Source organism: Vibrio chanodichtyis, from assembly GCF_028863985.1.
Taxonomy (GTDB): Bacteria; Pseudomonadota; Gammaproteobacteria; order Enterobacterales; family Vibrionaceae; genus Vibrio; species Vibrio chanodichtyis.
This window is the reverse complement of sequence record NZ_JARBFT010000012.1, coordinates 37,978-63,188: the sequence shown is the minus strand read 5'-3', so window position 1 is coordinate 63,188 and position 25,211 is coordinate 37,978. Positions and strand designations below refer to the sequence as shown.

General features: G+C 48.8%; 25 protein-coding genes. 14 read left to right on the top strand and 11 right to left on the bottom strand.

Going from position 1 to position 25,211, the window contains the following annotated elements; genetic code table 11:
- Positions 1–2: 2 nt before the first annotated feature.
- The 3 genes from tatA (at position 3) to tatC (ending at position 1,519) form a co-directional block, all read left to right on the top strand.
- On the top strand, positions 3–257 hold the full coding sequence (tatA, locus tag PUN32_RS11475; protein WP_274723350.1) for a Sec-independent protein translocase subunit TatA: 255 nt from the start codon (positions 3–5) through the stop codon (positions 255–257).
- Between the two features lie 3 nt (positions 258–260).
- Positions 261–668, top strand: coding sequence for a Sec-independent protein translocase protein TatB (gene tatB, locus PUN32_RS11470; RefSeq protein WP_274723349.1), 408 nt, complete (start codon positions 261–263; stop codon positions 666–668).
- A 101-nt stretch (positions 669–769) separates the two neighbouring features.
- Positions 770–1,519 (top strand): twin-arginine translocase subunit TatC, encoded by a 750-nt coding sequence (gene tatC / locus PUN32_RS11465; protein ID WP_274723348.1) that lies wholly within the window; start codon positions 770–772, stop codon positions 1,517–1,519.
- A gap of 48 nt (positions 1,520–1,567) precedes the next feature.
- Here the strand turns inward: tatC and dinF are convergent, their stop codons facing one another.
- Positions 1,568–2,911 carry an MATE family efflux transporter DinF gene (dinF, locus tag PUN32_RS11460; RefSeq protein WP_274723347.1) on the bottom strand — a complete coding sequence of 448 codons (1,344 nt, stop codon included), beginning with the start codon at positions 2,909–2,911 and terminating at the stop codon, positions 1,568–1,570.
- 217 nt (positions 2,912–3,128) lie between these two features.
- A complete protein-coding gene (gene lexA, locus PUN32_RS11455; RefSeq protein WP_166014042.1) occupies positions 3,129–3,758 on the bottom strand; it encodes a transcriptional repressor LexA in 630 nt (209 codons plus the stop codon).
- 319 nt (positions 3,759–4,077) lie between these two features.
- On the opposite strand from lexA, the gene plsB reads away from it, so the two are divergent.
- Positions 4,078–6,504, top strand: a complete 2,427-nt coding sequence (plsB, locus tag PUN32_RS11450; RefSeq protein ID WP_274723346.1) for a glycerol-3-phosphate 1-O-acyltransferase PlsB — start codon at positions 4,078–4,080, stop codon at positions 6,502–6,504.
- Between the two features lie 108 nt (positions 6,505–6,612).
- On the opposite strand, the gene ubiA is transcribed toward plsB, so the two are convergent.
- Positions 6,613–7,473: a 4-hydroxybenzoate octaprenyltransferase gene (gene ubiA, locus PUN32_RS11445; RefSeq protein WP_274723345.1), complete on the bottom strand. Its 861-nt coding sequence runs from the start codon at positions 7,471–7,473 to the stop codon at positions 6,613–6,615.
- Positions 7,470–8,012, bottom strand: coding sequence for a chorismate lyase (locus tag PUN32_RS11440; RefSeq protein ID WP_274723344.1), 543 nt, complete (start codon positions 8,010–8,012; stop codon positions 7,470–7,472). The genes ubiA and PUN32_RS11440 overlap by 4 nt, the downstream gene beginning before the upstream one ends.
- A 203-nt stretch (positions 8,013–8,215) precedes the next feature.
- Here PUN32_RS11440 and PUN32_RS11435 point away from each other — a divergent pair, with 203 nt between their 5' ends.
- Positions 8,216–8,629, top strand: a complete 414-nt coding sequence (locus tag PUN32_RS11435) for a flagellar basal body-associated protein FliL (RefSeq protein ID WP_274723343.1) — start codon at positions 8,216–8,218, stop codon at positions 8,627–8,629.
- Positions 8,630–8,699: 70 nt separating this feature from the next.
- Here PUN32_RS11435 and glpG read toward each other — a convergent pair whose 3' ends face one another.
- The 3 genes from glpG to PUN32_RS11420 all read right to left on the bottom strand — a co-directional run bounded on the left by glpG (position 8,700) and on the right by PUN32_RS11420 (position 11,098).
- Positions 8,700–9,527, bottom strand: coding sequence for a rhomboid family intramembrane serine protease GlpG (gene glpG / locus PUN32_RS11430; RefSeq protein WP_274723342.1), 828 nt, complete (start codon positions 9,525–9,527; stop codon positions 8,700–8,702).
- Between the two features lie 5 nt (positions 9,528–9,532).
- Entirely contained in the window at positions 9,533–9,853 is a 321-nt protein-coding gene (glpE, locus tag PUN32_RS11425; RefSeq protein WP_274723341.1) for a thiosulfate sulfurtransferase GlpE, read from the bottom strand.
- Positions 9,854–10,330: 477 nt separating this feature from the next.
- A complete protein-coding gene (locus PUN32_RS11420) occupies positions 10,331–11,098 on the bottom strand; it encodes a TatD family hydrolase (RefSeq protein WP_274723340.1) in 768 nt (255 codons plus the stop codon).
- Between the two features lie 177 nt (positions 11,099–11,275).
- On the opposite strand from PUN32_RS11420, the gene hemB reads away from it, so the two are divergent.
- From hemB to PUN32_RS14180, 4 genes are all read left to right on the top strand, one after another.
- On the top strand, positions 11,276–12,319 hold the full coding sequence (gene hemB / locus PUN32_RS11415; RefSeq protein WP_274723339.1) for a porphobilinogen synthase: 1,044 nt from the start codon (positions 11,276–11,278) through the stop codon (positions 12,317–12,319).
- 178 nt (positions 12,320–12,497) lie between these two features.
- Entirely contained in the window at positions 12,498–12,935 is a 438-nt protein-coding gene (locus PUN32_RS11410; RefSeq protein WP_274723338.1) for a GNAT family N-acetyltransferase, read from the top strand.
- 674 nt (positions 12,936–13,609) lie between these two features.
- On the top strand, positions 13,610–16,405 hold the full coding sequence (gene polA, locus PUN32_RS11405; RefSeq protein WP_274723337.1) for a DNA polymerase I: 2,796 nt from the start codon (positions 13,610–13,612) through the stop codon (positions 16,403–16,405).
- 193 nt (positions 16,406–16,598) lie between these two features.
- Complete coding sequence (locus tag PUN32_RS14180) at positions 16,599–16,646, top strand: hypothetical protein (protein WP_438356636.1); 48 nt, start codon at positions 16,599–16,601, stop codon at positions 16,644–16,646.
- Between the two features lie 517 nt (positions 16,647–17,163).
- Here the strand turns inward: PUN32_RS14180 and yihA are convergent.
- Positions 17,164–17,823 (bottom strand): ribosome biogenesis GTP-binding protein YihA/YsxC, encoded by a 660-nt coding sequence (gene yihA / locus PUN32_RS11400; RefSeq protein ID WP_274723336.1) that lies wholly within the window; start codon positions 17,821–17,823, stop codon positions 17,164–17,166.
- Positions 17,824–17,974: 151 nt separating this feature from the next.
- Between yihA and PUN32_RS11395 the strand changes: the two genes are divergently transcribed.
- The 5 genes from PUN32_RS11395 to hemN all read left to right on the top strand — a co-directional run bounded on the left by PUN32_RS11395 (position 17,975) and on the right by hemN (position 21,992).
- A complete protein-coding gene (locus PUN32_RS11395; protein WP_274723335.1) occupies positions 17,975–18,592 on the top strand; it encodes a c-type cytochrome in 618 nt (205 codons plus the stop codon).
- A 194-nt stretch (positions 18,593–18,786) separates the two neighbouring features.
- Positions 18,787–19,425: a class I SAM-dependent methyltransferase gene (locus tag PUN32_RS11390; protein WP_274723334.1), complete on the top strand. Its 639-nt coding sequence runs from the start codon at positions 18,787–18,789 to the stop codon at positions 19,423–19,425.
- Positions 19,425–19,967, top strand: a complete 543-nt coding sequence (yihI, locus tag PUN32_RS11385) for a Der GTPase-activating protein YihI (RefSeq protein ID WP_274723333.1) — start codon at positions 19,425–19,427, stop codon at positions 19,965–19,967. The genes PUN32_RS11390 and yihI overlap by 1 nt, the downstream gene beginning before the upstream one ends.
- A gap of 9 nt (positions 19,968–19,976) precedes the next feature.
- Positions 19,977–20,465 carry a DUF2489 domain-containing protein gene (locus PUN32_RS11380; RefSeq protein WP_274723332.1) on the top strand — a complete coding sequence of 163 codons (489 nt, stop codon included), beginning with the start codon at positions 19,977–19,979 and terminating at the stop codon, positions 20,463–20,465.
- Between the two features lie 138 nt (positions 20,466–20,603).
- Positions 20,604–21,992 (top strand): oxygen-independent coproporphyrinogen III oxidase, encoded by a 1,389-nt coding sequence (gene hemN / locus PUN32_RS11375; protein WP_274723331.1) that lies wholly within the window; start codon positions 20,604–20,606, stop codon positions 21,990–21,992.
- Positions 21,993–22,096: 104 nt separating this feature from the next.
- On the opposite strand, the gene PUN32_RS11370 is transcribed toward hemN, so the two are convergent.
- Genes PUN32_RS11370 through PUN32_RS11360 form a run of 3 tightly spaced genes read right to left on the bottom strand, consistent with a single transcriptional unit; the run spans position 22,097 to position 25,210 of the window.
- Positions 22,097–23,272, bottom strand: coding sequence for a heme biosynthesis protein HemY (locus PUN32_RS11370; RefSeq protein ID WP_274723330.1), 1,176 nt, complete (start codon positions 23,270–23,272; stop codon positions 22,097–22,099).
- Positions 23,269–24,462, bottom strand: a complete 1,194-nt coding sequence (locus tag PUN32_RS11365; protein WP_274723329.1) for a uroporphyrinogen-III C-methyltransferase — start codon at positions 24,460–24,462, stop codon at positions 23,269–23,271. Before PUN32_RS11365 ends, PUN32_RS11370 begins: the two co-directional genes overlap by 4 nt.
- Positions 24,446–25,210, bottom strand: a complete 765-nt coding sequence (locus tag PUN32_RS11360; protein ID WP_274723328.1) for a uroporphyrinogen-III synthase — start codon at positions 25,208–25,210, stop codon at positions 24,446–24,448. The genes PUN32_RS11365 and PUN32_RS11360 overlap by 17 nt, the downstream gene beginning before the upstream one ends.
- Position 25,211 lies beyond the last annotated feature (1 nt).

Below are 25,211 nucleotides of genomic sequence, written 5' to 3'. Positions count from 1 at the left end.
AAATGGGTGGTATCAGTATTTGGCAACTTCTTATCATCGCCGTTATCGTGGTATTGCTGTTTGGCACCAAGAAACTGCGTGGTATTGGTGGTGATTTAGGTAGTGCGGTCAAAGGCTTTAAGAAAGCGATGTCGGAAGACGAAGCAAACACCACAACCGCCAATCAACAGAAAGATGCTGATTTTGCAACCAAAAACCTTGAGCAGCCGCAAACCAATGCGACCGCTGAAGTGAAAAAAGACAAAGAGCAGGCTTAAATCGTGTTTGATGTCGGTTTTTGGGAGCTGGTGTTGATCGCGATTGTGGCACTGGTGGTGCTCGGTCCGGAGCGATTACCGCATGCGATTCGCAGCATTGCTAAGTTTGTCTCCACGGCGAAAAGCATGGCTAATAGCGTTAAAGACGAGCTGGCGCGCGAGTTGAAAGTGCAGGAACTGCAAGAAAACCTGCGCAAAGCCGAGCAGATGGGGATGCAAAATTTATCGCCAGAGCTGCAACAATCGGTCGAATCACTCAAGCAAGCCGCGCAGCAAGTACAGCGCCCTTATGCGGATCCATCAGCCAATGACACCCAATCCGACTCTGTGAGTGGTGAGAAGGATGTGGTTGTTGAGCCGGATCCGCATCTTGAGAGTGTCGCGCCAGCGCCGGTTAACAAGACCGATTAAGCGATGTGCGCTGACTCGATTGTCTTCCCAAACTAAACTGTCTTCACAAAGAGTTATCCTCGATGCGATAACTCTTTTTTGATCTGCTACATGAGGTTTGCATGTCTTCCGTTGAACAACCCCAACCTTTAATCAGCCATTTATTGGAATTGCGTGATCGTCTACTGAAAGCCGTTGCGGCGGTGGTGGTGGTGTTTATTGGTTTGATCTATTTTTCCAATGAGATTTACCAATTTGTCTCCAAACCGCTAGTGGAAAGGCTGCCGGCTGGGGCCACGATGATCGCAACCGATGTGGCGTCACCGTTTTTCACCCCGTTGAAACTGACCTTGATTGCCGCGGTATTTATTTCAGTGCCATTTATTCTTTATCAAGTCTGGGCATTTGTCGCGCCAGGATTGTATAAGCATGAGCGGAGGTTAATTTTTCCACTGTTGGTTTCAAGTTCACTGCTGTTTTACTGTGGGGTCGCGTTTGCTTACTTTGTGGTTTTTCCATTAGTGTTCGGTTTTTTCACGGCGATTTCCTTAAGTGGCGTAGAGTTCGCTACCGATATTGCCAGCTATCTCGATTTTGTGTTGGCGCTGTTTTTAGCCTTTGGGATTGCCTTTGAAGTGCCGGTGGCGATTATTTTACTGTGTTGGACCGGTGCCACCACGCCAAGTAGCCTGTCGCAAAAACGGCCATACATTATCGTTGGGGCGTTTGTGGTGGGCATGTTCTTGACGCCACCAGATATGATTTCGCAAACCTTGCTGGCGATACCGATGTGTTTGTTATTTGAAGTCGGGCTGTTTTTTGCCAGATTTTATACTCGAGACAATGCCACCCCCCCCTCAGCTGAGGATTAGCAGGCAGCGGTTATGGCATGCATGGGGCACACAATGTGCCCCGATTTTTTACTGCCACAACCAAGTTCCTGATCGCCACTGGCGATAGAGCGTGATGCCTAAGGTGATAGCGCGTAGCGCCATAAAGCTGAGCATGGCAAACCACAGCGCATGATTGCCGAGATCGGCACTCAGCCAATAAAGCGCAAAAAAACTCACCGCCGCGATCGCCATGCTATTGCGCATTTCTCGCCCTTTGGTCGCGCCAATAAACACCCCATCCAGTAAAAAGCACCACACGGAGATCAGCGGCATTGCCACCAGCCAAGGTAAATAGGTAGCCGCAGTGATTTGTACGCTGGGAATATTGGTGATGATCTGAATGATCTGCGTTCCCAAGCTAAAGAAAAGTAGACTAAGTAGTGCACAGATCAGCAGCGCCCAAAAAGTGCTACCTATCATCGAAGCGCGTAGTTGCTGGTTATCTTTGCCACCTATCGCTTTGCCGACCATCGCTTCCATCGCATAAGCAAATCCGTCCATGCCGTAGGAAATGATCATCAATAAACTCATCAAGACCGCATTGGCTGCCACGGTTTGATCGCCGAGGGCGGCACCTTGAAAGGTCATAAAGCTAAATACTGCTTGCAGACAGAGTGAACGCAGAAAAATATCTCGGTTTAGGGTGGCTAAACGTGATAGTTGCGCACCTAATGTGGTTAATAAGCTGAGTGGTGCAGGCAGCTGTTGCTGTCGCCAGTAGCGAATGACAAACATCAGGCCAAACATCAGACCCGTATAGTCGGCGATCACCGATGCCATCGCGGCGCCTTCAACTTTTAAATCTAAGCCAAGTACCAACAGGAGATCGAACGCAATATTGGTCAGGTTAATGATGATCACCATCCACATTGGCACACGAGCATTTTGAGTGCCGAGTAACCAGCCTAACAACACCAAATTGAGCAGTGCCGCTGGCGCGCTCCAAGCGCGAAGATAGAAATAGTTTGCCGCTTGAGTTTTGACTGGCAGGCTGGCGGTGCTGAATTGGAAAATCAGCTCAGCGATCGGGCGATGCACCAGTAAAAAGAGCGCGGCTAAACCAAGTGCGATCACGCTGCTTTGCAGTAATACTTGCCCAAGTTGCTGTGGGTTTTGAGCGCCATGGGCTTGGGCGGAGAGACCGGTTGTCGACATGCGCAGAAAGCCGAGCAACCAAAAGGTGACGCCAATCATAGTGCTGCCCAGTGCCACGCCACCTAAGTACCAAGCATGTTCGAGGTGGCCAATCACCGCCGCGTCCACTAAACCAAGCAGTGGTACGGTAATATTTGATAACACCATAGGTAAAGCGATCGCTAATACTTGGCGATGGACGCTTTTTTGTTGCAGAGTTTGCAAGATCAATGACACACCCAAACCTCAATCTAGATTGGCGGTTAGTGTAACTGAGCGCCGTTAGATCAGCTATGCTGAGTGGCTAATCGGGGCAATTGTGATTGGTGTGGCCTGCGGACTTGAAGTGTTATAGATCTTAACTTATGGAGATATACCGCGAGATAAAAGCCCATCGCCATGGTTGAAAATGGCACATGGGCATTATTATTTAATGGTGGGGATCCTAACGCTGTTACATCCAGTCACTGCTGCGAATCACACCGACGGCAATACCTTCAATGGTCAATGATTGTGCGGTTAAGTCGACCTCAATTGGCGCGAATTCTTCGTTTTCAGCATGCAGTCGCACTTTGGCGCCTTTGCGCTCAAAGCGTTTTACGGTGACATCATCTTCGACTCGAGCCACGACGACTTGACCATTACGCACATCTTGAGTTTTGTGGACCGCTAAGAGGTCACCATCAAGAATACCGATATTTTTCATACTTTCGCCATGTACGCGGAGCAGAAAGTCGGCATGAGGGCGAAACATGTTGGGATCGACCTGATAGTGAGTTTCGACATGCTCTTGAGCGAGGATCGGTTCTCCGGCCGCCACTCGACCGATTAAGGGCAGGCCGCTTTCTATCTCTTCTTGATTGGCGGCATGATCGACGAGAATGCGGATCCCACGTGATGCTCCTGGCACCATTTCAATCACTTGTTTACGCGCTAGCGCTTTGAGGTGCTCTTCCGCCGCATTCGCTGAACGAAAACCGAGTTCTTTAGCAATTTCTGCGCGGGTTGGTGGCATTCCGGTTTGCTCAATCTGGGTTTTGATCAGATCAAACACTTGTTGTTGGCGAGGGGTTAACGGCTTCATGAGTTACCTGTCTTTTTATACAGTTGACTGTGAGTATATCCAGTGTCGGTTAAATTGCCAAGCCAATTGCTGGTTTTTTGTCTGATAGTGATGCTAACCACACGGAAAAATCACATAAATGCATCACTCTTGGTCTTGACAGTTGGCCACTGTGCATCAGAAATGCTGCCAATCTAAGCAATAAAATTAAAAGGTTTGACCAGTTTCTGGTATTCTTGGCGCGCAAAAAACCAGACTGCACGAGTGTATCGCCTCACGCTAAGCGCATCAGAGTACATACAGTCGAGCTTATTTCAAGAATCTTGAGGCTTTGAACTCTATGTCTTCAGGACACCTATTATCTCGTTCACTACTGAAATTGCCGATGTCGGTACTGGTGAAAGGGACTGCAATTCCGTCTGATCCAATTCATGATCTGGCGATTGATCGCCACCAACCGATCATTTACGCGTTACCGTTTCGCTCGAATGTGGATTTGCTGACGCTACAAACTCACGCTAAACAAGCTGGGTTGCCCGATCCTCTTGAGCCTCTGGTGCTCAATGGTCAAGCCTACCAGCGCTATGTGTTTATTGCTTCGCGTCCAACGCTACTCAGTCGTGATCAGCATGTGCCGAATGAGTCAATCACGCTGTTTTCTGAGTTGCTGTCTGTGCATAAATTAGACAGTGAACTGAATGTACAAGTGATCCCAGCGACTGTGCTGTGGGGACGAAAGCCGGGTAAAGAGGGACAAGAGCGTCCTTATTTGCAAACCTTGAATGGTGCGCAAAAAGCACTAGCGGTACTGACCGCTGGTCGCGACTGTTTAGTGCGCTTTAGCCCAGCGGTCTCTTTGCGTTATATGGCGGATACTCATGGTACGGATGCCTCGATAGCGCATAAACTGGCGCGCGTGGCACGCATTCACTTTTCTCGCCAAAAACTGGCCGCTTCTGGGCCGGATTTGCCGCAGCGCGCGCAGTTATTCGCACGCTTGATGAATTCGCCAGCGATTGAAAAAGCCATCGCCGATGAAGCGCAAGCAAAACAGATCCCGCTTGAAAAAGCGCGCAAAGCCGCGCATGACATGCTCGATGAAATTGCCGCGGATTTTTCCTATTCGCTGGTGAAAAAAGGCGATCGCGTTTTAGGTTGGTTGTGGAATCGCATCTACCAAGGTCTGAATATCAATAATGCTGCGACCGTACGCCGTTTGGCGCAGGATGGGCATGAGATTGTGTATGTGCCTTGTCATCGTAGCCATATGGATTATCTGCTGCTGTCGTATGTGCTCTACCATGAAGGTATGGTGCCTCCGCATATTGCGGCGGGGATTAACCTGAACTTTTTCCCCGCTGGACCGATTTTCCGCCGCGGTGGGGCCTTTTTTATCCGCCGCAGTTTTAAAGGCGCACCACTTTATTCCACGCTGTTTCGTGAATACTTAGCCGAGCTCTTTGCCAAAGGGTATTCGGTTGAGTATTTCAGTGAAGGCGGCCGTTCGCGCACCGGACGCTTGCTACCGGCGAAAACTGGGATGTTGGCGATGACCATTCAAGCCATGTTGCGTGGCCTAAATCGTCCGGTCACTTTAGTGCCCGTCTACATTGGCTATGAGCATGTGATGGAAGTGGGGACCTATGCCAAAGAGCTGCGTGGTAAGCGCAAAGAGAAAGAAAACGCCAGCTTAGTGCTACGCACTTTGCGTAAATTGCGCAATTTTGGCCAAGGTTATGTCAACTTCGGTGAGCCGATCCCACTTAACCAGTTTTTAAATGAAGCAGTGCCGCAGTGGACACAAGATATTGATCCCATGGGCACCAGTAAGCCGCAGTGGATGACACCAACCGTGAATCAATTGGCGACGCGCATGATGACTCACATTAATGATGCGGCGGCCGTGAATGCGATGACCTTGTGTGCTACCGCGTTACTGGCTTCTCGTCAGCGAGCTTTGGCGCGGGATAACCTGATCAAACAGGTTGAGTGCTATTTATCGCTGTTGCGTAATGTGCCTTATTCTGCGACCTCAACGCTACCGGTCGATAGTGCAGAGCGCTTGGTTGAGCATGCCGAATCGTTGGATAAGTTTGTGGTGGAAACCGATACCATGGGCGATATTATCTCACTGGATCGCAACCAATCGATCTTGATGACCTATTATCGCAATAACATTATCCATCTGCTGGCGCTGCCTTCTCTGATTGCGCAATTGCTGCTGCGTCAGCCGAGTGTGTCATTAGAGAAAATACAATCCACCGTGGCGCAAATTTATCCGTTCTTAAAACAAGAGCTGTTTTTGCGTTTTGAGCAAGATGAGCTTAACGATCGGGTGCTGCGCTATGTGCAAGAGCTGGTCAGTCAAGGCTTGGTGAGTATGCAAGGCGATGTCTTGACGCATAATCAAGCTCAGACTCAAGTGTTAATGCTGTTAGGACAAACCATTGCCGAAACCCTTGAACGCTACGCGATTGCGCTGAATCTGTTAGTCAGCCGCCCGCATTTAGATAAAACTGAGCTGGAAGAGAAAAGCCAAGAAGTCGCACAGCGCTTGGGGCGTTTGCACGGCATTAATGCGCCAGAATTTTTTGATAAAGGGGTATTTGCGGCACTGTTTGTCACGCTACAACAGCAAGGTTATTTAGATCGCCACGGCCGCTGTGTGTTGGCCAGTGCTCAACCATTGGCACGGCAACTGTACGCGCTGATCTCTCCAGAAGTGCGCATGACCATTCAAGAGAGTTTGTGTCAGGTGGATGAATAGTCGAGCTTGAAGCCGCTTATCTAATAAAATCAAAGGCATCCTAGTGATGCCTTTTTGGTTGCCTTGCCTGGGTGACCGCGGCAAGCGTGCTTGAATTGCGTAGATGGATTACGGATAGATGACGCTGAGTAACAGGCCGAGCGTGATCGCCATGCCCACATAATTATTATTTAAAAAAGCTTGAAAGCACGCGCTGCGCTCACGGTAACGGATCAGATGTTGTTGATAGACAAACAGCCCCGCGGCGATCAGCACCCCCCAGTAATAGTAAGAACTGAGTGTCAGCGCTTGGCCTAAAGCGACCAGTAACCCTAAGCTGGCTAGCTGCAGTAAGCCGATAATGCGTTTATCCCAACGCCCAAATAAGATCGCCGTCGATTTGATGCCAATTTTGATATCGTCCTCTCTATCGACCATCGCGTATTGTGTATCGTAAGCAATAGTCCACAGCACGTTGATCGAGAACAGCGCCCAGACCGAGGCAGGCAGGGCATTGGCTTGCGCTGCCCACGCCATTGGAATCGACCAACTGAACGCTAAGCCAAGCACTAGCTGAGGCAGATGGGTATAGCGTTTCATAAATGGGTAGATAAAAGCCAGGAGCAGACCGATGCACGAGAGTTGGATCGTCAGGCTATTCATGGTTAAAACTAAGCCAAAAGCACTCACCACCAGTAAGGCAAACAGCCATAACGCTTGCTTGGCAGTGACTAATCCTGCGGGTAGTGGCCGCTGGCGGGTGCGTTGTACATAGCCATCAACATGACGATCGGCGTAGTCATTGATCACACAGCCTGCAGAGCGCATTAAAAATACCCCGCAGACAAATACGCTCAGCACTCGCATATCCGGTAAGCCTTCAGCCGCCAAAAAGAGCGCCCACAAGGTTGGCCATAGCAGCAATAGTGAGCCAATCGGGCGATCCATTCGCATCAATTGCCAATATGCACGGGCTTTCGCTTGGTTCATAACACGCTCTCCTTAGCGTAAATCGGTGCGCTGGCGAGAAACACTTCGCTCACCAGCATCGGTTTGTGATTGATTGCTAAACGAGAACGTCGAGCTAACAGTGGCCCCGATGGCGTGGTGAGCCAAGTCACTTGCAATTCATCTCGTTCAACATGCTCAGCACTAAACAGAGTTAAGCCGAGCGGCGTGTCACCTTGCTGAGATAAATCAAACTCCGGATGATGCAGCGAAGAATGCGGGATGATGCTATGCCCCAATACCCAAGGTTGCTGGTCACCGCTAATCACGACTTGACGCAGTAAGTATTGCTCGTGTGCCAGTAATGCCCGTTCATCCGATTGCAGTGAGGTTGCTGGCATGATTTGGTTATTCAGCACTTCAACCGTCAACTGATGACAAGAATTGGCCATACGACGTGATAATGAGCCGGCTTCAAGCAGCCACTGTTTGGCTAAATGACTTGGAAACTCAATATGCTCCGGTGGCTGCCAGATCGCTTGTTTGAGTGTGGCTAAATAGAGCGAAGTTATTTGATTCATATTCTTATTCAATGTGACGCTTGATCTGAAATCCATTTCTATCTGCAACTCTGAGCGGTTTGGGTATACAATAAAGCTCAGGTTTTGATTCCAAATCAAAGAGTTCGAACACGGAAAGCATTTTATTTACGCAATGGATGCTCTATTGTAACAAGACTCCGCAGGTTCGAGTATGGCGAACAGAATAAAGAGCAGATACTAAGATGCCAAAACGTTACTTAATCCAAATTATGCTGGCTTTAAGCTGCATGTTGTCTTTTGCCAGTGTTGCGCAGCAGCCTAGCAACACCATCCCTCAACTCGGTTATTTCACCTTAGAGCCAGATTTGACCACCAATTTTTTTACTAAAGGCAACAAATTAGGTTATATCCAAGTCCGGATTGACATTATGGTGGCCAATGCGGCGGATTTGCCGATTATCGATCGCCATCAACCTTTGATCCGTGATGCGGTGGTAGAGCTGCTCGGTAAACAAACCGAAGATACCATTAAATCTCTGGCCGGGCGTGAAGATCTGCGTAAGTCGTTGGTGGGCCGTTTGAACAATATTTTATTACCCGAAGTTGGGCGCACCATCATCGCCGATTTGCTGTTTACCAAGTATATCTACCAATAGCCAGTCGCCGTTTTACTGGCTAGATTGGATTGTTCGCAAGCACTTTGCGGTGGGTGGTTGAGAGTTAACCCTATGCCGTGCGTTGACTCTCAAACCATGCCACGACTACGCCACTGATTAATCCGGCTAAATGGGCCGTGTTGGCAATGGCGAGAAAAGGTTGCACAAATCCCAACACCAACCAAGCCAACATAAAGCCGAACAGTGGACGAGGTATTGATAAACCCAGTTGCGGTGCACGTTGGCCAATAACCCACAAATAGCCGACTAAGGCATACACCACGCCAGATAGGCCACCAAAGTTGGCCCCTTCCACCCAATATTGTCCTGTACCGGAAACGATAGCCGCGATCACAAACAGTTTGATTAGCTTTAAGCTGCCAAGACGCTGCTCAATATCGCCCCCCAATTGCCACCACCATAGCAAATTGAAGGCAATGTGCAGCACGGAAAAATGCAGAACTGCATGACTGACCCAGCGCCAAACTTGCCACTGTTGGCTGGCTTGGGCTGGAAAGTGCAGCGCGTTAAATACTGCCTGACCGGAGCCAAAGCTTTGCAGGGTAAATATCACCAAACACAGAGCCATGATCAACAAGGTAAAGCCACCGGCTTTCGCCTTAATTAGGCTGAATAAATTAGGTGACACGTAAGAAAATTGCGCGCGTTGTGGATTGGCAAGTTGCCATGAAGCGGCTTGATATTTTTTCGCCGTCGGATTGTGTAAAAAGAGCTGCAATTCTGCCTGTGCAGCGGCAAAGTCTTGTTCGCGGGTTACCCACAGTGTCAGCCGATCGTTGGCCACTGGTGTGATCTGGATTTCGATGTGCTGGGCTGCCATGTAATCAATAAACGCTTGCGCGGCGCGCGGATTATGTAAGCTGATCAGTAGATGCATGCTGGCTAACTCGCTTCAGTGGGGAGATTGGCGCGTTGCCAAGCCTCAAAGCCGCCATCGACGCTGTACACTTGTTCAAATCCTTGGTTGACCAGATATTGGGCCGCGCCTTGGCTACTATTGCCGTGGTAACACATCACTAAAATCGGTTGTTCAAACTCCACTTGTGCCATTAATTGGATCACCGATTGATTGGTCAGATGAAAAGCACTTTGCGCGTGCGCCTGTTGGAAAGATTGCCCATCGCGAATATCGACCAGTCGGGCTTGGCCGCGCTCAAGCATCGCTTGGGCGGCTTGAACATCAATGTGTAAAAATGCAGACATAGCCGTGCTCTCATAAACATACAAATCATGGTGTGAGTGTAACCTATTCAGGCTTGAACAAGTACTCGTCACCAGTAAGGTTATCGATGGCTGGTTAAAATCAGCACACCTGTGGGTAATTCTGTGGATTGCGTTGATAAAGTGGTTTAATCAGTTTTGATCCACAATATGTAGCGATGATCCTGATTTTTCTGTGAGTAAATAGAAAAGTATCCCCAATCGATCTCGGCCAACCAAGCCTTGAAATAGGCGGTTTGATGACACGGTATAAATAAATACATCACAGACTTATCCACAGATAATTTGCGCAACAAGATCCCAATCTTCATCTGCGCAGAGATCGAGGGATCATGCGCTTAAGCTTCGGTTTGTCGATATCACGATCTGAAAAAGTAGGATGGGGTTATTCACATGGCCACTTGTCACCGAGCATATGGCCAAATTGAGCATCTGTCGTCGGTGACTGGTGGCTAAGTTTCATCGAGTTAAATTAAAGAGCGAGTTTGCGTTGGCGGTGGTTATTTGCTTGAGCTCGGTTACGCTTAGCCCGCGTAGCTGGGCAATTTTCTCGGCAATCAAACCTGTAAACATCGGTTCGTTACGTTTACCACGGTGCGGAGCGGGTGCTAAATAAGGGCAGTCAGTTTCTAAAATTACATAATTGAGATCGAGCTGTGGGATCACTTGATCCATGCCGCTGTTTTTAAAGGTGCTTACACCGCCAATCCCGAGATGAAAACCCAGATCATTGATCGCTTTTGCGTCCTCGACACTGCCGCCAAAGCAGTGAAAAACGCCGCGTAAGCGACCATCTTGTGCCTGTTTGAGCAGCGCTAAGGTTTGCGCTAGAGAATCACGGGTATGAATCACCACCGGTAAATCCCACTCTTTTGCCCAGCCGAGTTGAGTTAAAAACGCCATTTCTTGCTCGGCTTGGAAGGTTTTATCCCAATACAGATCAATACCAATTTCACCTACCGCAATAAAAGAGTGGCGAGCAAACCACTGATAAAGGGTCGTTAAGGTTTGCTGTACATTGGCATCGACATAGCAAGGGTGTAAACCGAGCATCGAATGGCAAAGATCAGGGTAGGCCTGTTCGGTGGCGAGCATTGGGACGAGTGAGGCCAGATCGATATTCGGCATTAGAATTTTTTCCACCCCGGCTTGTCGCGCACGGGCGATCACCTCATCACGATCGTGATCAAATTCGCTGGCATAAACGTGGGCGTGGCTATCAATCATGGTTTCATCTCAAGTGCTGGGTGATGTGGCGAGTATACGTGAGTGTGAGCTCAAGGTCATTTTTGGCTTTTTGTTGGCCGAGCACTGGCATGCGAGGTAGAGAGTGATATGATTTTGCCCAACACTTCCCTCTGTGGCTGATTTTTGAGGCACAGATAACATAAGAAGGAGAGTCGAGTGTCGGTATCCATGCAAGGTCAATTTCCCGGACGTCGTTTGCGCCGTCTGCGCAAACATGATTTTAGCCGTCGTCTGGTGGCAGAAAACCAGTTATCGGTCAGCGATCTGATTTACCCGATGTTTATTTTGATGGGTAAAGATCGTCGCGAGAAAGTCGATTCTATGCCGGGCGTCGAGCGTTTGTCGATTGATTTAATGCTTGAAGAAGCGCAATACCTCGCCAATCTTGGTGTGCCCGCGATTGCGCTGTTTCCGGTGGTCAATCAAGATGCTAAAAGCTTGTGTGCCACAGAAGCTTATAATCCTGAGGGTTTAGTGCAGCGCGCGGTGCGTGCTTTGAAAGAGCATGTACCACAAATCGGTGTGATCACCGATGTCGCGTTGGATCCGTTTACCACCCACGGCCAAGACGGCATCATTGATGATCAAGGCTATGTGCTCAATGATGAAACCACCGAAGTGCTGATCAAACAAGCATTGTCCCATGCACAGGCTGGAGCGGATGTGATTGCGCCTTCTGACATGATGGATGGCCGAATTGGGCGCATTCGTCAGGCCTTGGAAGAGGCGGGCTATATCCATACCCAAATCATGGCGTATTCGGCCAAGTATGCGTCTAATTACTATGGTCCTTTCCGTGATGCGGTCGGTTCATCGGCCAATTTAAAAGGTGGTAACAAGAAAAACTACCAAATGGATCCGGCTAATTCGGACGAAGCTTTGCACGAAGTTGCACTCGATATCAGCGAAGGTGCGGATATGGTGATGGTTAAGCCGGGCATGCCCTATTTGGATGTGGTGCGCCGAGTCAAAACTGAGCTGCAAGTGCCGACTTTTGCTTACCAAGTGTCCGGTGAGTATGCGATGCATAAAGCGGCGATCCTCAACGGTTGGTTGAAAGAGCGTGAAACGGTGTTGGAATCGTTACTCTGCTTTAAACGCGCAGGTGCCGATGGCATTTTGACCTATTTTGCCAAGCAGGTTGCGGAGTGGTTAGCCGAAGAGAATGCTCAAGCGGCACAATCTCTTACCAAACAATAAAGGCTTAAATTCGGTTGTGCACAGAGGCTTGATTTACACTCTGTATTGAACGCTTTTGCTGGCAGATTTTGATTTAAAATAGGTGTTTTAAGCGACCGATCATCAGGCTGACGCAAGTCAGCCTTTTTACTGCCTGCTGCCAACTGCCGTGTCAGCGGTGACGATATAAGAGAACATTATGTTAGTAAGGGTAGGGACTTTAGTGGAAGTGGTGCAAATCGTGGCAAAAATCAGCGAATTTGCCCAGTCTGAAAATGAGCAGAGCTTACAAGCGAGGTTGGCTGATAAGCCAAGTTTAGTCTTGGTGGCGCAACAACAGGATCAATTAGTTGGGTTCAAAATTGGCTACGCGCTCGATAGTGAAACCTTTTATAGCTGGTTTGGTGGTGTTGATCCTGCGGCACGAGGCTGTGGCGTGGCACAGCGCTTATTGGAGGCGCAAGAAGCGTGGGCAGTGCAGCAAGGCTATCAACGCATCACCGTTAAATCGCGTAACCAGTTTCCGGCGATGTTGCGTCTATTGATTAAAAATAACTATCTAATTGAAGATTATGAAAAAAAATCGCCAGTGTTAGAAAGTCGGATCCATTTTGGCAAAGTGCTTAAAAATAAATGAGATCTCTTATCATTTAGCTATTGACTGTCAAATGAGAACTATTATTATTAACTGTGTCTTAGGGAGCTAGCAACAGTTCACAAGGATGTTAAGTTACCCACAATCGAGGCATCGATGTGGCGTGATGTAACGACCGAATTGGCAGCTGTTCTTTTTGACACGACATTGCTCACATTGCTTCCAGTGTAATTTTTAGCTTATTGGTAAAGTGGATTTACAATTTAGCTTTAACCATCTTTGCTAGGCGACATCTTCCGGTGTCGCTTTTTCTTTATTGCATCGTGCCGATTTAGTTATCCACTGACCTCGGTTATTTCTCCCACATCAAGTGGACAAATGAGTGTTTGAGTGGCAATCATCCACCGTAGTTTATTGGTGTGAAATGGTATGAGCAAAAGGGCAGCGAGTGTCTTTTCCACAATTGACGATCTGAAAAAGATCATTTCTCGCGTGGCTGATCCATTTTTTTATTGTTTAAAAACATTTAGTTGTGTTTTATTTGCACGCGGTTTTTCTCGAATTTTAATCGGTGTGAAAAATTCTATAAACAGACTTATCCACAGTGTGTCCAGCGAGAGTACAACCGAGAATATCCCCAGAATTAATCAAAAATGGTATCCAAACAGCAGTCGTGGCATCCTAGGCGCATTTACTCACGTTTGGATAATCCTTCTATGGCTCGTATACCTGACAATCCGCTGATTTTGATCGACGGTTCCTCTTACCTCTATCGTGCATTTCATGCTTACCCTGGCACCATGAGTAATGGTGAGATCCCAACGAATGCCATTTACGGGGTGGTAAACATGATCCGCAGTATGATGCGCCAGTTTGCATCTGATCGCATGGCGGTGATTTTTGATGCCAAAGGTAAAACCTTTCGTGATGATTTGTATGACCAATATAAGGCCAATCGTCCGCCGATGCCCGATGAGCTACGTTGTCAGGTTGAGCCCCTGCATCAAGTGATTCGTGCGATGGGCTTACCACTGATCGCGATTGAAGGCGTTGAGGCAGATGATGTGATCGGCACGTTAGCTCGACAAGCCTCACAAGCGGGGATGCCAGTGTTGATCAGTACTGGCGATAAAGATATGGCGCAACTGGTGGATGATAACGTCACCCTGATCAACACTATGACCAATGTAGTGCTGGATCGTGATGGCGTGATTGAAAAATTTGGCATTCCACCAGAATTGATCATTGATTACCTCGCGCTGATGGGCGACAAAGTCGATAACATTCCCGGTGTGCCTGGGGTGGGGGATAAAACGGCGACCGCGCTTTTACAAGGCATTGGTGGTTTAGAGGCCCTGTATGCCAACTTAGATCAGATTGCCGGATTAGGTTTTCGCGGTTCAAAAACCATGGCGCAAAAACTGCAAGAAAACCGTGACAATGCCGAGCTCTCTTATCAACTGGCGACCATCAAATGTGATGTCGAGCTTGAGGAATCTGCGCAAACTCTGCTAAAGCAAACGCCAGATCGTGATGCCTTGATCGCTCTTTATGGACAAATGGCCTTTAAAGCTTGGTTGAGTGAGCTGCTTGATGGTGGCACAGGGATCGTTGTTGCCGATGAGCAGAACCGAGCGGCGAGTGCCAGTGCGCCAAGCGGTGCGGCGGCGCTGGTTGAAAGTCCAGCGGCACACATCGATCGTAGCCAGTATCAAACCATCCTCAATGAGCAAGATTTCCAGCATTGGCTAGCAAAGTTACAACAAGCCGAGCTGTTTGCTTTTGATACCGAAACCGACAGCCTTGATTATATGGTGGCCAACTTAGTGGGGATGTCGTTTGCGGTCGCAGAAGGTGAGGCGGCTTATCTACCTGTCGCGCACGATTATCTAGATGCGCCGCAGCAGTTGGATCGCGCTTGGGTGATCGCTCAGCTTAAACCGTTGCTCGAAGATGCTAATAAAGCCAAAGTTGGCCAAAACCTCAAATACGATGCGAGTGTGATGGCTCGTTACGGCGTTGAGCTGCGCGGTATTCACCACGATACTATGTTGCAATCCTACGTGTATAACAGCGTGGGCGGCAAACATGATATGGATAGTTTAGCGCTGCGCTTTTTACAGCACAGCTGTATCTCGTTTGAACAGGTGGCGGGTAAAGGCAAGAACCAACTCACCTTTAATCAAATTGCTTTACCAGAAGCCGCGCAGTATGCCGCGGAAGATGCCGATGTGACCTTGCGTTTACATCAGCGGATCAGCCAACTGATTGACCAAGACAGTAAACTCTTACAAGTGTACCGTGACATCGAAATGCCGTTGGTGCCAGTATTGTCACGCATTGAGCGCACTGGGGTGATGATTGATGAGATGTTGCTCAGCGCTCAATCACAAGAAATTGCGCTACGTCTTGATGAGTTAGAACAACAAGCGTATCAATTGGCTGGTCAGCCATTCAACCTCAGCTCACCCAAGCAACTGCAAACCATCTTATTTGAACAGATGAAATTGCCTGTGCTGCAAAAAACGCCGTCCGGTACCCCTTCTACCAATGAAGAGGTGCTGCAAGAGTTGGCGCTCGATTACCCACTGCCGAAAGTGCTGATTGAGTACCGCGGTTTGGCCAAGCTCAAATCGACCTATACCGATAAGCTGCCGAAGATGATCAACCCAAGTACTGGGCGCGTGCATACTTCCTACCATCAAGCGGTGACCGCGACCGGGCGTCTTTCTTCGACGGATCCCAATTTACAAAATATTCCCGTGCGCAATGAACAAGGACGCCGTATTCGCCAAGCGTTTGTTGCTCCTCATGGTTGGAAAATCATGGCGGTTGACTACTCGCAAATCGAGCTGCGCATCATGGCACATCTGTCGGGCGATCAAGCGTTACTCAACGCGTTCCGCTCTGGGCTAGATATTCATGCTGCCACCGCAGCGGAAATCATTGGCGTGCCGATTGAGCAAGTGAGCAGCGAGCAGCGCCGCCGGGCCAAAGCGGTCAACTTTGGTTTGATTTACGGAATGAGCGCCTTTGGGTTGGCGAAACAACTGGGCATTGCACGCAGTGAAGCACAGCAGTACATGGATAAATATTTCGAACGTTATCCGGGTGTGATGCAGTATATGGAAGAGACGCGTCGCCGCGCGGCAGAGCTGGGTTATGTCGAAACCATTTTTGGTCGCCGTTTACACCTGCCAGAAATTACTTCACGTAATGCCATGCGGCGTAAAGCAGCTGAGCGTGCGGCGATCAATGCGCCGATGCAAGGCACCGCCGCTGACATCATTAAAAAAGCCATGTTGTTAGTTGCTGAGTGGATTGAGCAACAAGGCGCAGGGCGGGTCAAATTACTGATGCAAGTGCACGATGAATTGGTATTTGAGGTTGAAGAGTCATCTTTATTCGAAATTGAAAGTAAAGTACAACAATTGATGGAAGCGGCGGCGGATCTGGATGTGCCTCTCGTTGCCGATGCTGGGCATGGCGATAACTGGGATCAAGCCCACTAGCTTAAACTATCAGCAAAAAATAGCGATTATCTCAGCCAGCGCCAGTTCGCTGGCTTTTTTTTGTACTGAAAAAATCATACTGAGTTCAGTTTGTTATGTTGCTTAATGAAAAATTCATGAAAATTAACTACAAAAAATATTTTCAATCCTGATCAATTGTTGTACATTAACTCGCGTAGGGTACAGAGGTAAGATGTTCTATCTTTCAGACCTTTTGTTTCACGTTATTGGATTAGGCTGATTCAGCCGCCCCAGTCACCATTTGACTGGGGCGTTTTTTATTGGGCGCAATTTAACTTTTATAGCCCCTAGCTGGCTGGCTTTACGGTGGCATTTAGCGTGCTCTGCCATCTTGGGGTAAGCGCTGGCGAGGCCATCATCTCCGGTCGATTGTGTAATTAAACACCATTCACACTTTGATTATTTCTAAATAGAAATCAAGTCGCTAAAAACACGATAATTACCCTGATTTTTAATTCAATCTATTGAATATCAATAAGATTATTTTTTTGAACGCTAGTTTTAATTCGATGGATGCTGACTTGAAAAACGCAGATTTTTGCGGAATGCTTGGCAGATAATAATAACGACTGTTTTCTCTCCCGTTGCCCCACCAAGCTGGTGGGGACTTTGTTTTTCGCTTGCGAGTCTGGGTGATGGCGTGGTTATCGCTGGTGCCAGACCGATCGCGATCAAAATCTAATCTTGCCGAGATAAAAAAACCTCGCGATGGCGAGGTTAATCATCAGTTGGTTAACTTATTGTTCGCTTGGCGCACAAGGCTCATCTTGCGGCATAGGCGCTAGAGCCGCCAACATCGGCGCGTACCATTGATCGAGTTTGGCGCGCAGTACATCGACCCCAATTCCATTTAATGACGAGAAAGCATCGACCTGCACATCGCCACCTAATTTAGCTGCATCTTCACGCACTTTCTGCACTTGCGCTTTGCGTGCGCCACTTTTCAGTTTATCGGCTTTGGTCAGCATCACTTGCACTGGAATGCCGCACTCAATGGCCCAGACGATCAGTTGCTGATCGAGATCTTTCATTGGATGGCGAATATCCATCAGCACCACTAGGCCTTTTAGGCAGCGGCGTTTTTGCAAATATTCACCCAGCGCTCGTTGCCATTTGAGTTTCATCTCTAGCGGAACTTGTGCAAAACCATAGCCCGGTAAATCAACGATATGGCAACCTTCAGTGACTTTAAACAGGTTAATCAACTGAGTCCGACCTGGAGTTTTACTGGTTTTCGCCAAGTTTTTCTGATTGGTCAGGCGATTGAGGGAACTTGACTTACCAGCATTCGAGCGTCCTGCAAACGCAATTTCGATACCTTCATCTTCAGGAAGATGGCGAATATCTGGCGCACTGGTAATGAAATGCGTGTTTTGGTAATGAATTTTTACGCTCACTATGTTAACTCCATCTCGACTTTGTGTAGTCGATTAATTACTTTTTTGTGAAATTGTGTAAAATAACTGTGCTTGGCATGTGGTCGCCGATTATACCATGAGAGGTGGCCCTGAGTGGTATTGGAAGCTTGATAATTATAAATGGAATGTCATGAATAAATTAGCCCTCATTATAATGGTTTTCGCCAGCGGCTCGGTGTGGGCTCAAGCGGATATCGAAGCGGGTAAAGCGAAATCGATCACCTGTGCCGCTTGTCATGGTAGTGATGGTAATAGCCAACTCGCCAACTATCCCAAATTGGCGGGCCAGCATCAAAAATACCTGCATAAACAACTTACCGATCTCAAGCTTGGGGCAAGCAGTGGCGGCCAACAAGGTCGCTACGATCCGGTGATGAGTGCGATGGCGATGCCATTGAGCGAGCAAGATATCGCTGATTTAGCCGCTTATTTCTCTTCTTTACCCATTTCATCGAACACCACGCCGCCAGAGGTAGTCGAGCAAGGCCGAGTGCTGTATAGCGCCGGTGATGCGTCACGCAGTTTAACGGCTTGTATCGCGTGTCATGGTCCGCGTGGCAATGGCAGTGAGCTCTCTGGGTTTCCAAAAATTTCAGGGCAACACGCCGACTATATTAAGGCTCAGTTACAGAAATTTCGTGCCAGCACACGCAGTAATGATATGAATGAGATGATGCGTGACATTGCACATAAACTGACCGATGCGGATATCGATACTCTGTCGCAATACGTTGGTGGCTTGCACTGATCCGCATCTAGCGCCGATTGAGTCGCGCCAGTCAAAAATAAGGTCGGTCACTTTTGCCGGTTAAGTGGTCGCGAGCGACTTATTCGGCGAGTGTATGCGGTGTTTTTTGGTTAGGTTGATGAGAAAATCGCCTTTTATACTCCACTCTATGGGCAGTTTCTGGTATGTTGCGCATCCCGTTGGAGGAGGTCAGCATGCATTCATGCCCGTTATGTCACAGTGAAAACAGCCAAGCTTATTTTAGCGATCCGCAGCGCCGCTATTTTCAATGTCAACAGTGTGCGCTGGTGTATGTCGATCCTGCGCAGCGATTAAGTGCCGAGCGTGAAAAAAGCTTCTATGATTTACATCAGAATACGCCAACCGATTTAGGTTATCGGCGTTTTTTGTCACGAGTTGCCGCGCCAATGCTGGAGCGAGTCCCTCCCCAATCGGAAGGGTTAGATTTTGGCTGTGGCCCAGGTCCAACCTTATCCTTGATGTTAGAAGAGGCCGGCCATCGTATCGCGCTGTACGACATTTTCTATCATCCTGATACGGCGGTGTTGCACCGCCAATATGATTTTATGACTGCGACCGAGGTGATTGAGCATCTGCATGATCCGCACCGCGTGTGGCAGCAATGGTTAAATTTAGTTAAGCCAGGCGGCTGGATTGGTCTGATGACGAAAATGGTCAAAGACTTAGACGCATTTGCTGGTTGGCACTATAAAAATGATCTCACCCATGTGATCTTTTTTAGTCGTGCCACGTTTCAGTATCTGGCCGAGCGGGATAAGCTCGAACTTGAATTTATTGGTAATGATGTAATTTTACTGAGGAAAGCCCAGTAATGAGCCGTTCAAAGAAATCGAGAAAACCGGGTACCAACAGTAACGATCAACTGGTGGTAATGCGTACACGCAGCGAATCCGAATTGGAAAGCCGCCTGCGTAAAAAAATGAAAAAACGTAAAGGCTTAAAGTCTGGTAGCCGCCATTCTGAAGGCAGTGCAAGCCAAATGCGTCAAGCGGCGCAGCAGCGCGATCCACGTTTAGGCAGCCAGAAAAAAATTCCATTGATTGTGCAAGCACCGAAAAAGCTCAATAAGCAAGAGCGCAAATTGGCGGCAGAGCAAGAGCTGGCATTATTAGAAAAAGATGCACAACTTAACGTACTGCTCGACCGGCTTGATAATGGCGAAAAATTGGGTACTGGTTTGCAGAAATACGTGGATGAGAAACTCGATCGGATTGAAATGCTGATGGATCAACTCGGCCTGCTCGATGATGAGCCCGCTCCCGCTCCGGTTGTGCAACCAAGCAAAAAGCATAAAACGGAAGATGATCTGCTGGCCGAGTTTGAACAGTTGGACGTTGATAAATACCAAGACTAAGGAGCGCTGATGAACGCAATGCTACTGGTTAGCGTCGCGGGCGCAATTGTGGTGGCGCTCGCCAGTTACGCAGCCTATTTGCTATGGCAGGTGAAGGTACAGCAAACTTTGCAGCGCCAACATCAACAGCTCGCGATTGACAAGCGTAATGCCAACATTTTTGACAGTGTGGCGATTCTCTGCTCTGCCGGAATGCAAGGTCAGTGTGATTTGTCGGAAGTCAGCATCCGGATTTACAGCTTGATGACTTACCTGCAAGGCGAATCGCGAGTTGATGTTGAACAAGATTATCCGGCGCTGAGTGAGCTGTATCATTTGGTCAAAGAGATGCCACGCGGCGAAGCGCGTCAGCAGTTGCCCAAGCCTCAGCGGATGCAACACAATCTGGCGCGTAAAAAGGCGGAAAGTCGTTTGCAGGATGCGATCATCGCAGAGCTTGGCGATCTCAAACAGCGCATTCAGCCGCTGAATAAACAAATCTTGGTGCAGATGGTGTGAAACTAACCCTAAAGGGTGAGTGATCGCGCTAGCAGAATCGGATATTTTGTTAGCAAATCTTATTGTGTCACCCGGCGTCGAGCGAGGTCGTGTGGCACAATAATCGGCCAACCATTGAGCAAAACGGAACGTTTCACTATGTCGTCGTATGTCGTACCCAGCCAACAGATCGTATGGGATCAGGCTATTTTGGATAAGTACAACTACTCCGGTCCACGCTACACATCATACCCGACGGCGGTTGAGTTTCACGAAGCCTTTACCATCGCTGATTTTGATATGGCTTGTACTCAGTACCCTGAGCGGCCATTGTCGTTATATATTCATATCCCGTTTTGCCATCAGCTCTGCTATTACTGTGGTTGCAATAAGGTGATCACCCGTCATTCGCACAAAGCGGATCAATATCTTGATGCGTTGGAGCAGGAGATTCGCCAGCGCGCCTCTTTGTTGCAGGGTCGCAACGTGACTCAACTGCATTTTGGTGGTGGCACGCCGACTTTCTTAACCCACTCGCAAATCAGTCGTTTGATGACGCTGCTACGCAGCGAATTTCATTTTGCTGAGCAGGCCGAGATCAGCATTGAAATCGATCCGCGAGAGATTGCATTAGAGGTGCTGGATCACCTGCGCCAAGAGGGCTTTAATCGAGTCAGTATTGGGGTGCAAGATTTTGATAAACAAGTGCAAAAGCTGGTTAACCGTGAGCAAGATGAGCAGTTCATTTTTGCCTTAGTTGAGCGGGCTAAACAGTTAGGTTTTCACTCGACCAATCTGGATTTGATTTATGGCTTACCGCTGCAAACCGCGGCCAGTTTTGCCAAGACACTACAGCAAGTATTGACTATGCGCCCGGGGCGTTTGTCGGTCTTTAATTATGCACATATGCCGCAACTGTTTGCGGCGCAGCGTAAAATTAAAGAGAGCGATTTGCCCGCAGCGCAAGAGAAGTTGGCGATTTTGCAGCAGACGATTGCTACTTTGACCGATGCTGGCTATCAGTTCATTGGTATGGACCATTTTGCCCTGCCAGATGATGAATTGGCCATTGCTCAGCGTAATGGCATTTTACACCGCAATTTTCAGGGCTATACCACTCAAGGCGAGTGTGATTTAGTCGGTTTTGGTGTTTCGGCGATCTCCATGGTTGGTGACGTTTACGCTCAGAACCAAAAAGAGCTGAAAAAATACTACGCACAAGTGGACGAAATGCGCCATGCGCTGTGGAAAGGCGTGGCTCTCGATCAGGATGATTTACTGCGTCGTGAAGTGATTAAGCAGCTGATTTGTAACTTTAAGCTGGATAAAACTGCGCTTGAGCGTCAGTTTAATCTGCGTTTTAACCACTATTTTCGACAAGATTTGGCACTGTTGCAGACCTTTATTGACGATCAATTAGTGACGGTGGATGAACAGATGATTGAAGTGACGCTGCGCGGGCGTTTACTGATCCGTAATATCTGCATGTGTTTTGATAAATATCTGCGTGAACGGGCACGGCAGCAGCAGTTTTCACGGGTGATTTAACCCTCTATCCGTCGCTTTATTCTCTTCACTAATCTCTCATAACCATTCGGGCCACGGAATACCGTGGCCTGAGTAGTTTTAACTCACGTTATCTTGAACTTAAGCTATTTGAGCAAGGAAAGCGCCTTGCGTGCCACATCATGTGCGGCGCGGGTTAAGGTTTGCTGATCCAATGCTTCTGCCAAATAAGCGTAGTCGGAGACATCGCAGCGTAGTGATAGCGCTTGCTCCAGATGGTGCTGTGCATCAGCCCACTGTGCTTCACGCAAATACAGCTGGCCAAGTGCGCTGTGCGCTGGCGCATTATGCTGGTCACGCTGTAGAGCCTGTTGCAATAAGCGGATCAGCGGCTGGCGATCGCTAAGATTGAGTTGTGGCAGCAGCGCATACAGCGCTGGCAGGTTGTGTTTATTCAAACATGGTTTGAGTATTGAAAATGCTTGATCATCCGCTTGATACTGAATGAACATAGGGATCACGCTCGCGAGCAAATCGGGGTCAGTTTTAAGCTTACTGGGCATTTTCGACCAATATTGTACTAACCCGTCACGACCTTGTTGGCTGGCCACCTCATGCACAATTGCCGCTTGCGCGGTCAGTTCGAGTTGCTGGGCTTCGGCATTGGTGATGAGTTTAGCTTTGGTTAATTGAGGCAGCAGATCGAGCTGCGCTTGCCACTTCGCCAACGCTTGATAGCATTGTTGCAGTAGGCGAAGGCGCAGAGGATGTTGCGGGTAACTCTGCTCTAGCTGCGTTAATGTGTTTAGGGCGGCGGCGTGATCCCCCTGACTGATTTGCTGTTTAGCGCGGGTTAGCTCAACGGTCAAGGTGGCATGTGGTTGTTTGGCCGCCAGCGCTAAATAGTGATCGCGTTTGCTATGATTGCCCATCCCATGAGCGGCTTCGGCTGCAGTCAGATAGCACAGCAGTGGCATATCATGATAATTGGCCCAGCGTGTCGCTTTTTTTTCCGCTTGTGCCCAGTTACCTTCCAGCAATTTAATGATGGCTTGATTGGTGTAGCGACGTGAATGACGCTGTTTACGCACGCTAAACCAGTTCCAAGTGTAAAAACCGGTACGCAGAATTTTTTTCACCGCCCATTCGAGCGCAAAGAGCCCAGCTAAAGCGGCAATGATAAAAATCACTAATGTGGTGACGCTCATTTCGAGTGTGTGATTGGCAATCGAGATCAGCACATAGCCTTGTTGACCAGTGTATTGAGTGCCAACAAACAGGCCAAGACCCAGTACCGTAAATAGAAAAATTAGACGGATCATGGTTGCTGCTCCGTTGTCAGTGGCGCGACGCTACGACGCAGGCGTTGGTTGATTGCCTCGCTGAGTGGTTGCTGACTCTGTAGTTTGACCGGATATTCGACTTGCACTTGCAGCTTAGCCAGTTGTTCTAATGTGCTCTTGAAAGCTTGTAGCGCAGGATCCTCAGCATTAAAGAAAGCGCTCGACCATTGCGCCGCTGTGGTCAGTGAGGTGTGGTAAATCGCCTGTTGCTGAGCGTAAACCGCTTTGATTGCGGTCTCTAATTTTGCTTTTAGATTCTCTTGCAAGTAGAAGTGTTGGCTAGGGGCCAGTAATGGGATCGCATTGCCATCACGGGAACGAAAAGTAATAAAATGGCCAGCAAACGCGGTGAGTGAGCGACGCAGATTGGTTTGCCAATCGGTAATATCCTCTGATACCGCTTGGCTTGCGAGAGGTGGTTGTTCGGTGGGCAACATCGTATTGGCCAACGGTAAGCTCGCCACTTGTTGCTGTAAACTGATCAGGCGTAACACTAAGCCATCGCGGTCAATGATGGGGATTGATTTGAGCGTGGTAATGTCATTTGCGAACGCTTTGCGCAGTGGGGTCAGGCTTGGATCATTGAGGGTGGCGATACGTTGGTCAGCGGTTTGCATTAATTGAGTCGCGCTTGTGACGTCCTGTTCGATGAACAGTTTACGTCCGGCCAGTTTGACCAAATAGTCGGCCTCTGCAAGTAACCAATCATTAGGACGGCGTCCCTGAATATCGGCGAGGGTAAGTTGCAAGCTGGCCAGACTTTGCTGTTGTTGTTCTAGCTCAGTTTCGGTGCGCTGAGCAAGGGCTGTGGTTTGCGACGTTGCACTAGCCTGCGCTTGTTCAAGCTCAGCGGTGAGATCGGATCGCGTTTGCTGCAGCTCTGCGCGTAAGGCTTGTAACTCACTTTGCCATTTGCTGGTTTGCTGCTGGTGCAAATAAGCAAGGCCGGCCCCTAGAGCCAACACCAATACCAAGGCGAGAGTGGCCAGCTTTTTACCAGACTGGTTTGCTGGCGGAGGTTTGACTTCAGTTGGATTTGGCGGCGCGGCTTTCGCGCTGGCCGGTTTGGCTGCGGCATCACTCACACCACTGGCGGTACTTGAGGCCGGAGTCGGTGACTTGGGAGTAGTGGTTGCAGGTTCTTGTTGCGGTTTATGCTGGTCGGTCATTGCTCAGAGTTCCTGTTGCTTGGGGCATGAGTGCCGCCACGAAATCTTGATTGCTCGCGCTGGCGGCGATCACAATCTGATCAAATCCTAGCTTAGCGGCGTGAGCCGCAATTCGTTGACTGGGGACCAATAGCGTGAGGGTTTGCGCCCAGATCAGGCTTAATCCATCCAGTTGGCCAATAAAAAAATCCAGTTGTTCAGCACTGGTGATCACCAGCGAGCTTACTTGGGCCTGCTGCCATTGTGCAACCCGCTCACTGGCACAAAACCTCAGTTGCTCACGGCAGTAAGCCTCTTGATAGTCAACATTGGCTCCCCGCTCGGTTAAGGTGGTATGGATCAGTTCGCGCCCACCGTTGCCGCGTAAAATCACAATGTGCTTGCCGGCCACCTGCTGCAATGCATTGAGTGCGAGTAGATGTTCACTGTCGCTAATCGAGGGATAGTCTACTGATTGCTGGCACGCTTTGCTGAGAACACGCGCGGTTTTTTGACCAACGGCAAGATAAAGCGGCCGGGTCGGCCAGTTGTGGTGCTGATGTTGTAGCCACTGGTGGCTAAAATGAACCGCGTGTTGGCTGACGGCGATAATGATGTCACAGGATGCGAAATGATCGGTCAGGGTAACCAGTTGTGGGCTAGCTGAGAGCGTGATCAGAGGATGCTGCACCGCGGCAATGCCCTGCTGGTGTAGCTGTTGGCATAACTCTGCACCTTGCTCTGCCGGACGAGTGACCAATACTGTCATA